We start from the raw sequence: 11,780 nt of genomic DNA, 5'->3' as shown, positions 1-11,780 counted from the left end.
GGGTGTCAGCCGATGTGGTAGCTGTCGCCGTACACCTTCCAGTTCAGCGGGGTGTCGAGGCACAGGTTGCCGTTGCGCAGGAAAACCCGCTGCTCGGTGTCGACCCGGGTGGTGTCGCTGTGCGCCTCCTCCTGCTTCATGGCCCAGACGCGGGCGTCGAGGAAGGCGTTGAGATACGTCGTCTCGTTGCCGCCCTGGGCCGGCGGCTTGGCGTGGCCGAGGGCGCGCTTGCGGATGTTGCGGAAGCTGGTGGGGTCGTCGCCGTCGCCGTGCATGACGATGGCGTCGTAGTAGGTGAACTGCCCGAGCGTGCCCAGGCCGTCGGTCTTGCCCTGCTGGACGGCCGGGTTGAAGTACACGCGGTCGCGCTCGTCGTTCTGCGCCTGCTGGAAGGCGCTGTCCTGGGCGGCCTTGCGCCAGTCGGCGGGGAAGTTCGGGTCCAGGCCCGCGTGCGAGTCGCTGCCGTTCACCCGGCGCAGGGCCGGGAGGTACTTGGCCAGGACGTTGCCGGGCTTGCGGTCGGTGTAGAGCTGGACGAGGTCGAGCATGTCACCGGTGCCGGAGCAGAAGCCGATGATCCCGGCGGTGTAGCCGCGGCCGTCGCCGATGTCCTCGATGTACTTGTACTGCGCCTTCCAGTCGAGCGAGGAGTTCTCCGCACTCGACACCAGTTTCATGGCGATCTCCTTCTTCGCCGGGTCGTCCAGGCCGGCACAGCTCGCGGCGACGGCGGCGGATGCGTGTGCGGGGCGCAGCAGCACGGCTCCGGCGGTGGCGGCGCCGAGCATCGCGAGCAGCGCCCGGCGGGAGGTCAGGACGGGGTTGGTCGTGGCGTGGTTCGGATGCCTCACGGGGGCTCCTGCGGGGGGTGAGGGGTCGGTCATCGACACTCATCGATAGGAAGGTTTCCTATCAGTGATGGCCGATGTTGTGTACCCGTCACACAGAAGTTCGTAGGGTCGAACAACTCCGGGGCGACTCCGGGCACCCCCGGGGCAGCCCACGGGGTCTCCCGGGGCGCGTGCGGCTCAGTCCGCGGCCGTCCAGGCGCTCGGCCCGATGCCCTGCCACTCGATCAGCTCGGGGTCGTCGACCGTCGTACTGGCCTCGGGCAGGCCCGCCCGACGCAGGAACTCGACCACGTCGAGCAGGTGGTGCGCGGTACCGACGTACTCCCCGCGGATGCTGACCCGCCGGCCACCGTCGGGGCCCGGCGGCTGCACGATCACAGGCGCGCCTCCCATGGTGTCCGAATGCCCTTTCGGGACGGAGATCATGCGGCGCGCTGGCCGGGTCAGCGGATCACGTCGAAGACGTTCTTCTGGAGGCCGTTGGAGTAGACCTCGTGCTCCACCAGCCGCAGCCGCTGGGCGTCCTTGTCGGCGGCGCTGAACAACCGCTTGCCCGCGCCGAGCAGCAGCGGGAAGACGAGCAGGTGGTAGCGGTCGATCAGGCCGACGTCGGACAGCGCGCGGTTCAGCTCGGCACTGCCGTGCACGATGATCGGGCCGCCGTCGGTCTCCTTGAGGGCGGCGACCTCGGCGAGCGAGCGCAGGATCGTGGTCTCGCCCCAGTCGGAGACCAGGTCGCCCTCGGCGAGGGTGGTGGAGACGACGTACTTCGGCACCGTCCGGTAGTGCGCGAACTCCGGCATGCCGGGCCAGACCGGGCTGAACGCCTCATAGCTGACCCGGCCGAGCAGCATGGCGGTCGACTCCTCCTGCTCACGGCCCTTGATCTCGAAGGCCTCGGGCACGAACTCCACGTGCTTGAAGGTCCAGCCGGAGTTCCGGTAGCCGGGCTCGCCGCCCGGGGCCTCGACGACGCCGTCGAGCGAGATGAAGGCAGTGCTGATCAGGGTACGCATCGGGATTTCCTCGCCGTCCGGTGTCCGTGGGGAGCTGGCTTCGCAGCTCCAGGATCTGACCGACAAGAAAAATTGTCAAGGAAATCGAAATTGTCGGCTGAGGCGATGCGGGAACCGGCCGGGGCCGGGGGCCGTGTAATCCGCCGCACCGCAGGTACTCGACGCGGCAGAACCATTTCCCGAAGGAGATGACTGGGATGCTGCTTCTTCTCGGACTGCTCCTGCTCGCGGCCACCGTCGCCTTCGTCGCCCTGGCCATCGCCGGCAACCTGTCCGGCGGCCCGGGCTACACGGTGTCCGTACTCGACCACCACATCGCCACCCTGGGCCCGCTGGCGATCTTCTGTGCCGGTCTGGCGCTGGCGTTGATCTTCTGCCTGGCGCTGGCCGTCATGGCGGGCGGCGCGGCCCACCGCCGGCACCCCCGCGCGGGAGCCCCCACGGCCGGCCGGTTCCCGGGCCCCGTCGCATAGTGGAATTTTCAACAACCTCTGTCCGTTGGTGCCCTCGAAGGAGGTCACGAGTGGACACCACGTACTACGACCAGGGAACCGCGGCGGAGCGCTGGGAGCGGGCGCAGCTGTTCTTCAACGCCAAGGACTACGCCGGCGCCGCGCGGGTGCTCGCGGGGCTGGTCGAGGAGGTGCCGGAGCAGACCGGCCCCCGGCTGCTGCTGGCGCGCTCCTACTACCACTCCGCCCAGCTGAGCCGCGCCGAGGCGGAGTTGCGCACGATCATCGAGCGGGACCCGGTGGAGCACTACGCCCGGCTGATGCTGGGCCGCACCCTCCAGCGGCAGGCCCGGCACACGGAGGCGGAGCCGCACCTGCGGATCGCCTCGGCGCTGGCCGGGGACTTCCCGCAGGAGTGAGTGACCGTGACTGATCACCGAAGGGCCCCCGGACCGGCGTGTCCGAGGGGCCCTTCGGCATCCGTGACGGGGTCGGGGCGGTCAGGTCGCGGTGTCGTCGTGGGGCGCGCGGGTGCCGCGGCGAGGGTTCGGTCGGGGCGGTCCGGCGGCGCCCAGGAGGGCCCGCAGGATCTGTTCGTCGCCGGGCGGCAGGGCGGTGACGAAGCTGGCGAGGACGGCCTCCCGGTCCTGTTCGCCGTCGAGCAGGCGGCGCATCCGCAGGGCGGCGAGCCGGGCCACGTCGGCGGTCGGCGTCCACACGAAGGACCGGCCCTGCCGCTCGCGGGCGACGACGTCCTTGGCGAGCAGCCGGGTCAGGATCGTCACCACGGTGGTGTGGGCGAGGTCGCCGCCGAGCCGCTCCCGCACCCAGGCCGCCGTGACGGGACCTCCGGCCTCCCTGAGCGCGCCGAGCACCTGGCCCTCCAGCTCCCCCTGCCCGCGCCGGGTCCGGCCCATGGTCCCGTCACCCCTTTCCGGGCGCCGCCGTCACCGGGACGCCGGAGCCGGTGGCCCGCAGGCGGGCGGAGTCCATGCCTCCGGGGCTCGCACGGCCCGAGGACACCGCCCCGCCTGCCCGGCAGGCTCGCCGCCGCGCTGTCAACGTCTGCGACCACGCTACTTGACGCGGGGCCCGCCCCCGTAGGTCCGCTGCCCGCGCCGGTGCGCGAGCTCGCCGAGCACGATGTCGACGGCGAGGAAGGCGGCGAGCGGGACGCCCAGCAGGGGCACGAAGTAGCCGAGCACCGCGATCACCGCCATCGCCGGCACCAGGAGGCAGGGCGGGACCTCCGCCCACGCCCCGCGCGGGATCGGCCGGCCGAAGGCGGAGCCGCGGCCGCGCTGCCACCACATGCGGTAGCCCCACAGGATCAGCAGGACCAGGGCGAGGGCGAGCAGGGCGAGGGCCAGCTGGTTGACGAGGCCGAAAAGGATGCCGGTGTGCAGGTCGATGCCCCAGCGGGTGAGCTTGGCGAGCACCGGGTAGTCGTCGAAGCGCAGGACGTCGGTCACCTCGCCGGTGCCCGGGTCGACGGCGACCGCGTCCTGCTTCTCGGGCCAGCTGCGCTGGACCTGACGGACGACGTAGGCGCTGTTCGCGTCGGCGGGCGGCACGATCTCGACGGGGTTGCCGAGGCCCTCGGCGCGGGCCGCGGCGACCACCCTGTCCAGGCCGACGCCGTGCTCGGCGCCGCCGCCGGTGGCGGAGGCCGTGTCGTGGCCCGCGTGTTCGCCGCCGCTCGCGACCGCCGAGACGGAGGGGGTGGCCTGGCCGAGGGAGGTGCGCAGTTGGTCGATGTTGGCGCCGGCGTAGGTGGACCAGGTCAGGCCGGTCGCCGACAGGAAGACGAAACCGGCCGCGGCCCAGACGCCGACGGTGCCGTGCAGCCCGAGGGTGCGCCGCCGCCCGCTGGTGCCGCGCACCGTGCGCAGCGCCCGCCGCCTGGAGAACCACAGCACCAGGCCGCCGCCCGAGACCACCCACAGCCAGCTCGCCGCGAACTCGCTGTAGAGCCTGCCGGTGTCGCCGAGGTGCAGATCGCGGTGGAGTTCGTCGATCCAGGTGCGCAGCGGGAGCGCGCCGGTGGAGCCGTACTGTTCGAGAGCGCCGCGCACCTTGCCGGTGTACGGGTCGACGAACACCGCGAGGGTGTGGTCCGCGCCGACGCCGGGGACGCCCGAGAGCAGCACCCTGGTGGTCGCGCCCGCCTCGGGGGACGGCCATATCGCGGAGACGGTGCCCTCGGGGTGGGCCGTGCGGGCGGCGGCGACCTGCTGTGAGATCGGCAGCTCGGTGCTGCCCACCGGGACGGTCAGCTCGTGGGCGTACACGAACTTCTCGGCCTGGAAGGAGAACGCGTACAGCAGGCCGGTGGTGGCGGCGACGAGCAGGAAGGGAGCGACCAGGACGCCGGCGTAGAAGTGCAGGCGCAGGACGAGGGGGTGCAGCGGGGCCCAGCGGCTCGGGGACGCGGCCGGGGCCGTGGGCCCCGGGGGCCCGTCCGGCGGGGGTCCCCCCGACGCAGCGGAGCCGGAGCGGGGGGAGGTCGAGGGGGCGCTGGGCATCGTGGGCTTCTCCGGGACCGGGTGTGCGGGGTGGGGACGGTCCAGTAGTCGGAGCGGGACCGGAGCGGGTTCCAGGCGGTCGAAGTGACCCGTGTCACACGGCTCGGCGTGGCATGCTGGCGCGATGGCATCTCCCAGTGATCGCGCACCCCTTGCCGAACGGGTCGAGGAACTCCTCGCCGTCGGCGGCCCGTTGCCCATCGTCGCGGCCGGCGACCCGGTCCTGCGGCGCGGAACCGAGCGGTACGACGGCCAGTTGGCCCCGGCACTGCTGGCACGGTTCGTCGAGGCGCTGCGCGTCACCATGCACGCGGCACCGGGCGTAGGGCTGGCCGCGCCCCAGGTGGGGGTGCCGCTGCGGATCGCCGTCATCGAGGATCCGGCGCCGGTGCCGCAGGAGGTGGCCGTCGCCCGCGGCCGGGTCCCGCAGCCGTTCCGGGTGCTGGTCAACCCGGTCTACGAGCCGGTCGGCGCCGTCCGCGCCGCGTTCTTCGAGGGGTGCCTGAGCGTGCCGGGCTGGCAGGCGGTGGTGGCCCGGGCGGCGAGCGTGCGGCTGACCGGCGCGGACGAACACGGGCATCCGGTGGACGAGGTCTTCACGGGGTGGCCGGCTCGCATCGTCCAGCACGAGACCGACCACCTCGACGGCACGCTGTACCTGGACCGGGCGGAGCTGCGCTCGCTGTCCTCGAACGAGGAGCTGGCGCGGCGCTGGGCCGAACCGACTCCGGCGACGGCGGCCGAGGCACTGGGGTTCGACCTGCCGTAGACCGCCCACTCCCCGGCAGAAGACGGACCGCCGGCACCTCGCGGGACGCGGGGGCCGCACCGCGACGTGCGGCACGGCCCCCTCGGTCTCAGCCGCGGTACGCCTCCAGGAGGCGCAGCCACACCTCGCTCAGCGTCGGGTAGGACGGGACCGCGTGCCACAGGCGGCTGACCGGGACCTGTCCGGCCACGGCGATCGTCGCGGAGTGGATCAGCTCGCCGACCCCCGGCCCCACGAAGGTGACCCCGCGCAGGATCTCCTCGTCGAGGTCGACGACCATCCGGGCGCGGCCCTTGTACCCCTCGGCGTACAGTCCCGCTCCGGCCACGGACGAGAACTCGACGTCGACGGCCCGGACCCGGTGCCCCGCCTGCTCCGCCTCGGCGAGGGAGAGTCCGACGGCCGCCGCCTCGGGGTCGGTGAAGACGACCTGCGGTACGGCGTGGTGGTCGGCGGTGGCCGCGTGCGCACTCCACGGTCCGTCCGGCAGCCCCGTGCCCGCGGCGCGCGCGGCGATGGTGTCGCCCGCGATCCGGGCCTGGTACTTGCCCTGGTGGGTGAGGAGTGCCCGGTGGTTGACGTCCCCCACGGCGTAGAGCCAGTCGGTGCCCTCGACCAGCAGGGTGTCGTCGACCGACAGCCAGGAGCCCGGCGCGAGGCCGACGGTGTCGAGTCCGATGTCGTCGGTGGCCGGGATGCGTCCGGTGGCGAACAGGATCTCGTCGGCCTCGACACGGTCCCCCGCGTCGGTCACGGCGACCACGGTGCCGTTCTCGCGGGTCACCGACGCGACGGAGGTCCCGGTGCGGACGTCGACGCCGGCTTCCGCGAGCGCCTCGGCGACGAGTTCCCCGGCGAACGGCTCCATCCGGTTGAGCAGGCCCTTGCCGCGCACCAGGAGGGTGACCCGGGAGCCCAGGGCCTGCCAGGCGGTGGCCATCTCGGTGGCCACGACACCGCCGCCGACCACGATCAGCCGGCCGGGTGCCTCCTGGGCGCTGGTGGCCTCGCGGCTGGTCCAGGGCCTGACCTCGGCGAGCCCCGGCAGTCCGGGCAGCTGGGCGCGGGTGCCGGTGGCGACGGCCACGGCGTGCCGGGCGGTCAGCGTGGTCACGGTGCCGTCGGGTCCGGTCACGGTGACCGTACGGGGTCCGGCGAGCCGGCCGTGGCCGCGGTACAGGTCGGCCCCGATGCCGTCCAGCCAGGCGACCTGGCCGTCGTCCTTCCAGTTCGAGGTGAAGTAGTTGCGGCGGGCGAGGACCGCCGGGGTGTCGAGGGGGCCCTGGACCGCCTGGGCGAGGCCGGGCAGGCGGCGGGCGTCGGCCTGGGCGATGACCGGCCGCAGCAGGGCCTTGCTGGGCATACAGGCCCAGTACGAGCATTCGCCGCCGACGAGTTCGCCCTCCACGACCGCGGTGGAGAGACCGGCCGCACGGGTGCGGCCGGCCACGTTCTCCCCCACGGGGCCGGCCCCGAGCACCACGACGTCGTATGCGATGGATTCCGTTTCCGTCATGGGGTCAGTCTCGCGGGTGGTGTGCGCTCGGGCCACATGGGTAGGCGGCCGGAATACCCGCCCGGCCGGGCATGTTGTGGCGAGCGGTTCCGCCCCGCACCGGGGCGCCCCCACATCAGGAAGAGGGAAGCACACATGAGCAGCACCGTGGAGCTCACCAAGGAGAACTTCGACCAGACGGTCACCGAGAACGAGTTCGTCCTCATCGACTTCTGGGCGTCGTGGTGCGGCCCGTGCCGGATGTTCGCCCCGGTCTACGAGAAGGCGGCGCAGGCCAACCCCGACCTGGTGTTCGCCAAGGTCGACACCGAGGCGCAGCCGGAGCTGGCGCAGGCCTTCGACATCCAGTCGATCCCGACCCTGATGATCGTCCGCGACCAGGTCGCCGTGTTCGCCCAGCCGGGCGCCCTGCCGGAGGCGGCCCTGGCGGACGTCATCGGTCAGGCCCGCAAGCTCGACATGGACGAGGTCCGCAAGAGCATCGCCGCACAGCAGGGCGGCGCCCAGGGTGAGTGACGGCCTCTGACGGAAGTCAGAAGGGGTAGGGCGCCACGTCGCCGCGTACGGTCGTCCACCGCACGTCCGTGAACGCCTCCAGGTTGGCGTCGCCGCCGAACCGGGCTCCGGTGCCGGACGCGGCGACTCCGCCGAAGGGGGCCACCGCCTCGTCGTTCACGGTCTGGTCGTTGATGTGGACGATGCCGGTCGGGATGCGCTCCGCGAGGTCCAGGCCGCGGGCCGTGTCGCGGGTGACGATGCCGAGCGAGAGTCCGTAGGAGCTGTCGGCCGCGAGGGCGGCGGCCTCCTCCGCGTCGGCGAAGGCGCGGACGGGCGCGACCGGTCCGAAGACCTCCTCGGCGTAGGCGGGCGTGCTGTCGTCGACGCCCGCCAGGACCGTGGGCCGGTAGAAGAGGTGCTCGTGGGTGCCGCCGGCCGCCAGTCGCGCGCCCTGGGCGGTGCTCGACTCCACCAGGCCGTGGATCTTGGCGAGTTGGGCGGCGTCGATGATCGGGCCGAGGTGGACCTGCTCGCGGTGCGGGTCGCCGACGGCGAGGGAGTCGGCCTTGGCGGCGAGGCGTTCGACGTACTCCTCGGCCAGCGAGCTGTGCACCAGGTGCCGTCCGGTGGTCATGCAGATCTGGCCCTGATGGAAGAAGGACCCCCAGGCGGCCGTGGAGATCACCGCGTCGAGGTCGGCGTCCTCCAGGACGATCAGGGCGGAGTTGCCGCCGAGTTCGAGATGGGCACGCTTGAGGTGACGGCCTGCGGCCTCGCCGACCGCGCGACCGGCCGCCGTGGAGCCGGTGAAGGAGATCACCGGCACCCGGGGGTCCGCCACCAGCGCCGCACCGACGTCCGCGCCGCCGGGCAGCACGTGCAGCAGCCCCTCCGGCAGCCCGGCCTCGGCGAACACCGCGGCGAGCGAGAGACCGCCGCAGACGGCGGTGCGCGGATCCGGCTTGAGCACCACGCCGTTGCCGAGGGCGAGGGCGGGCGCGACCGAGCGGATGGAGAGGATCAGCGGCGCGTTGAACGGGGCGATCACCCCGACCACGCCGACCGGCACCCGGCGGGTGTACGACAGCCTCGGCGCCTCGCTGGGCAGTACCTGGCCGGCCGGCCGGGAGGCGAGGGCGGCGGCCTCGTAGCACTCCTGGGCGGCGACGTGCAGTTCGAAGTCGGCCTTGCCCGGTACGGAGCCGGACTCGCGGACGATCCACTCGCGCAGTTCGGCGGCGTGCTCCGTGAACAGGTCGCCCGCCCTGCGCAGGACCCCGGCGCGCACGAAGTGCGGTGCGCGGGCCCAGTCACGGTGCCCGGCGTGGGCGGCCGTGGCCGCCGGGGAGACGTCGGCGGGGGCGGCGAGGGTGACCGTGCCGAGGGTGTCGCCGGTGGCGGGCTCGGTGACGTCGTACTGCGCGCCGGACAGGGCGCTCGCCTGCCAGGCCTTCGGGTCGAGCAACGGCATGACGGCTCTCCGTTCGTTCGCCGGGGTGGCGCGGCCCACGACGTCCGCGGACCGTTGGTTGAGCGCGCAACATCCTAGTGCGGGGGCACGGAAACGCACCGCCCCCGACCAGGGTGGTCCATCAGCTGGACTCGCGCCGCACCACCGAGGCGCCGAGGACCCTGTGCGTCTCGGGCTCGTCGCCTCGGTCGCGCACCACGCGGTCGACCAGTTCGGCGAGTTCCCGGCCGGACGGCAGGTCGATGTGGACCGTGGAGAGGCGGGGGCGCAGCAGCCGGCCGAGCATCAGGTCGTCGGCGCCGACCACGGCCGTCTCGTCGGGGATGCGCACGCCCGCGTCCTGCAGGGCGCGCATGAACAGCATGGCGTACTCGTCGTTGTAGGCGAACACCGCGTCGATGCCCAGCTCCGGCCATCTGGCGGCGAGCGCGGCCGCCGAGCGCTCGGTGTAGCCGAGCGGCAGTTCGGTCACCGTCGCGTCGGTGCCCCGCAGGGCCTGGCGGACGCCTTCGAGCCGGGGCCGGGAGAAGGTGTCCAGACCGGCGTCGTCCGGGACGATCACGCCGATCCGCCGCCGGCCGCGGGCGTAGAGGTGGGTGCCGGCGCAGTGGCCCACGACGCCGTGGTCCATCAGCAGGGCGTGGGCGCCGTGGACGCGTTCGGGGCCGAGGGTCACCACGGCCCGGGCGCCGGAGCGCTTGAGGACCGCGACCCCCTCCGGGCCGAGTCCCGAGCCGGGCACCAGTACCGCCACCGGCCTCAACTCGGCCCAGGAGCGGGCGGCTTCGTCGCCGTGGACCCCCGCGGTGCCGTACTGGACGACCGTGTAGTCGAGGCGGCTGAGGGCCCACTGGAGATCGTTGATGAACTGGCCGTACAGCGGGCCCACGGGGATGGCGGGGGCGGGCATCAGGACCATGCGGCTGTGGCCGGCGCGCAGGGTGCGGGCGGCCGCGTGGGGGACGTACCCGAGTTCCTTCGCGGCCTGGTGGACCCGGCGGCGGGTGGGTTCGCTGATCCGGACTGCTCTGGTGTTGTTGAGGACGTAGGAGACGGTCGCGCGGGAGACGCCGGCCAGGCGGGCCACATCGGCGCTCGTGGGGACCGAGCGCGGTGTCGGCGACGCCGCCGAGGGCGGTTTCGGTATCTGCACCATGACGTACGGCATAGTGGCAGAAGGCCCCCGCGGGGGGACGCGCGGGGCGAGATGATTCACCGTTGGACGAACGGGGCGCCGTCCACCGGGCCGGGCAGGCCGGTGCGCGGCGGCCCGGGGGCGGCGGCGGTCAGCGGGGCGGGTCCGTGCGGGTGACCCGGGCGACCAGGTCGGTCCAACCGGCCTCCAGACGCTCCATCGGCATCCCGCACTGCCTGGTCAGATGGTGTATCTGGGCGGGGTCCAGGTAGCCGAGCAGTGTCTGGGCGAGCAGTTCGCAGTCGGCGTCCGGCTGGATCTGCCGCAGCAGCATCATGACGTGGATGCGCAGGGCCCGCAGCGAGGGGTGCGAGTAGCGCCGGGTGGGCTCCTGCTCGGCGGCCAGCCTGAGGTCCAGCTGCTCGGCCGTGCGGTACAGCACGGCGATGCCGAACGCCCGCAGCCGGTCCACCGGCGGGGCGCCGGGGCCCAGGGGCGGCGGGCCGCCGAGGAAGTCCGCCTGGAGCTGCCGTGAGGAATGGTCGAGCAGCGCCATCAGCAGTCCGGTGCGGTCGCCGAAGCGCCGGAAGACCGTGCCCTTGCCCACCTCGGCGGCCGCGGCCACGGCCTCCATGGTGACGCCGGCCACGCCGTGCTCCGCGATCAGCCGGGCGGCGGCCTCCAGCAGCCGGGCGCGGTTGCGGGCCGCGTCCGCGCGCAGGCAGGGCTCTTCCGGGGCGGGCCCCACTTCGAGCAACTCGGGGGTGTCGAAGGGCTCCTGGGGCTGCGGGAAGGGCGGCAGGACGCTGGACATGAAGACAGCGTAAAGCATCGGGAACATAACTGGACCGTGGTCCGTTTGGGGTGTTAGAAATTAACCGGACCTTGGTCCGGTTTTGTGACAGCAGTGTTTCAGCCCCCTTGGAGTTCCCCCATGTCTGTCCGCATCCTTGCTCTCGTCGGCAGCCTCCGCGCCGGTTCGCACAACCGCCAGCTCGCCGAGGCGGCCGTCAAGCTCGCCCCCGAGGGTGCCGAGGTCGAGGTCTTCGAGGGCCTCGCCGACATCCCGTTCTACAACGAGGACATCGACGTCGAGGGCAGCGTCCCGGCCGCCGCCACGAAGCTGCGCGAGGCCGCCCAGGCCGCCGACGCGTTCCTGTTCTTCTCTCCCGAGTACAACGGCACCATCCCGGCCGTCCTGAAGAACGCCATCGACTGGCTGTCCCGCCCGTACGGCGCCGGCGCCTTCGGCGGCAAGCCGGTCGCCGTCGTCGGCACCGCCTTCGGCCAGTTCGGCGGCGTGTGGGCGCAGGACGAGACCCGCAAGGCCGTCGGCATCGCCGGTGGCAAGGTGCTGGAGGACGTCAAGCTGTCCATCCCCGGCTCCGTGGTCCGCTTCGCCGAGACCCACCCGGCCGACGACGCCGAGGTGGCCGCGCAGCTCACCGAGGTCGTCGCGCGCCTGCACGGCACCGTGGGCGTGGCCGCCTGACACGCGTGCCGCACGCAGGGGCCGGAGCCGAGCTCCGGCCCCTGCGCGTGCCACC

The 11,780-nt window shown here is 73.1% G+C and carries 14 protein-coding genes; 5 read left to right on the top strand and 9 right to left on the bottom strand.

The window, feature by feature from the left end:
- Positions 1-5 precede the first annotated feature (5 nt).
- The 3 genes from AB0G52_RS16800 to AB0G52_RS16790 form a co-directional block, all read right to left on the bottom strand.
- A complete protein-coding gene (locus AB0G52_RS16800) occupies positions 6-788 on the bottom strand; it encodes a chitosanase (protein ID WP_361337112.1) in 783 nt (260 codons plus the stop codon).
- 240 nt (positions 789-1,028) lie between these two features.
- Entirely contained in the window at positions 1,029-1,244 is a 216-nt protein-coding gene (locus AB0G52_RS16795; protein ID WP_132888064.1) for a hypothetical protein, read from the bottom strand.
- 50 nt (positions 1,245-1,294) lie between these two features.
- Positions 1,295-1,867, bottom strand: a complete 573-nt coding sequence (locus tag AB0G52_RS16790) for a dihydrofolate reductase family protein (protein ID WP_361337047.1) — start codon at positions 1,865-1,867, stop codon at positions 1,295-1,297.
- Between the two features lie 197 nt (positions 1,868-2,064).
- Between AB0G52_RS16790 and AB0G52_RS16785 the strand changes: the two genes are divergently transcribed.
- A complete protein-coding gene (locus AB0G52_RS16785) occupies positions 2,065-2,340 on the top strand; it encodes a hypothetical protein (RefSeq protein ID WP_361337045.1) in 276 nt (91 codons plus the stop codon).
- Between the two features lie 50 nt (positions 2,341-2,390).
- A complete protein-coding gene (locus AB0G52_RS16780) occupies positions 2,391-2,738 on the top strand; it encodes a tetratricopeptide repeat protein (RefSeq protein WP_361337043.1) in 348 nt (115 codons plus the stop codon).
- A gap of 81 nt (positions 2,739-2,819) precedes the next feature.
- On the opposite strand, the gene AB0G52_RS16775 is transcribed toward AB0G52_RS16780, so the two are convergent.
- Both AB0G52_RS16775 and AB0G52_RS16770 read right to left on the bottom strand, forming a co-directional pair.
- On the bottom strand, positions 2,820-3,236 hold the full coding sequence (locus AB0G52_RS16775) for a BlaI/MecI/CopY family transcriptional regulator (protein WP_132888061.1): 417 nt from the start codon (positions 3,234-3,236) through the stop codon (positions 2,820-2,822).
- 159 nt (positions 3,237-3,395) lie between these two features.
- Positions 3,396-4,844 (bottom strand): PepSY domain-containing protein, encoded by a 1,449-nt coding sequence (locus AB0G52_RS16770; RefSeq protein WP_132888060.1) that lies wholly within the window; start codon positions 4,842-4,844, stop codon positions 3,396-3,398.
- Between the two features lie 124 nt (positions 4,845-4,968).
- Here AB0G52_RS16770 and AB0G52_RS16765 point away from each other — a divergent pair, with 124 nt between their 5' ends.
- Positions 4,969-5,613, top strand: coding sequence for a peptide deformylase (locus AB0G52_RS16765; RefSeq protein ID WP_361337041.1), 645 nt, complete (start codon positions 4,969-4,971; stop codon positions 5,611-5,613).
- 88 nt (positions 5,614-5,701) lie between these two features.
- Here the strand turns inward: AB0G52_RS16765 and AB0G52_RS16760 are convergent, their stop codons facing one another.
- A complete protein-coding gene (locus AB0G52_RS16760) occupies positions 5,702-7,129 on the bottom strand; it encodes an NAD(P)/FAD-dependent oxidoreductase (RefSeq protein ID WP_132888058.1) in 1,428 nt (475 codons plus the stop codon).
- Between the two features lie 135 nt (positions 7,130-7,264).
- On the opposite strand from AB0G52_RS16760, the gene trxA reads away from it, so the two are divergent.
- Complete coding sequence (gene trxA / locus AB0G52_RS16755; protein WP_132888057.1) at positions 7,265-7,645, top strand: thioredoxin; 381 nt, start codon at positions 7,265-7,267, stop codon at positions 7,643-7,645.
- A gap of 16 nt (positions 7,646-7,661) precedes the next feature.
- On the opposite strand, the gene AB0G52_RS16750 is transcribed toward trxA, so the two are convergent.
- The 3 genes from AB0G52_RS16750 to AB0G52_RS16740 all read right to left on the bottom strand — a co-directional run bounded on the left by AB0G52_RS16750 (position 7,662) and on the right by AB0G52_RS16740 (position 11,065).
- Positions 7,662-9,098, bottom strand: a complete 1,437-nt coding sequence (locus tag AB0G52_RS16750; protein WP_132888056.1) for an aldehyde dehydrogenase family protein — start codon at positions 9,096-9,098, stop codon at positions 7,662-7,664.
- A 121-nt stretch (positions 9,099-9,219) separates the two neighbouring features.
- Entirely contained in the window at positions 9,220-10,266 is a 1,047-nt protein-coding gene (locus tag AB0G52_RS16745) for a LacI family DNA-binding transcriptional regulator (protein ID WP_132888055.1), read from the bottom strand.
- A 118-nt stretch (positions 10,267-10,384) separates the two neighbouring features.
- Positions 10,385-11,065 (bottom strand): TetR/AcrR family transcriptional regulator, encoded by a 681-nt coding sequence (locus tag AB0G52_RS16740; protein ID WP_207921671.1) that lies wholly within the window; start codon positions 11,063-11,065, stop codon positions 10,385-10,387.
- A gap of 102 nt (positions 11,066-11,167) precedes the next feature.
- Here AB0G52_RS16740 and AB0G52_RS16735 point away from each other — a divergent pair, with 102 nt between their 5' ends.
- Positions 11,168-11,725, top strand: a complete 558-nt coding sequence (locus AB0G52_RS16735) for an NADPH-dependent FMN reductase (protein WP_132888054.1) — start codon at positions 11,168-11,170, stop codon at positions 11,723-11,725.
- Positions 11,726-11,780: the final 55 nt, after the last annotated feature.

It is taken from the genome of Streptomyces sp. NPDC021562 (genome assembly GCF_040640875.1).
In the GTDB taxonomy this organism is placed as follows: Bacteria; Actinomycetota; Actinomycetes; order Streptomycetales; family Streptomycetaceae; genus Streptomyces.
Note: the sequence above shows the minus strand (reverse complement) of the source record. Positions and strands in the feature narration are given on the sequence as shown.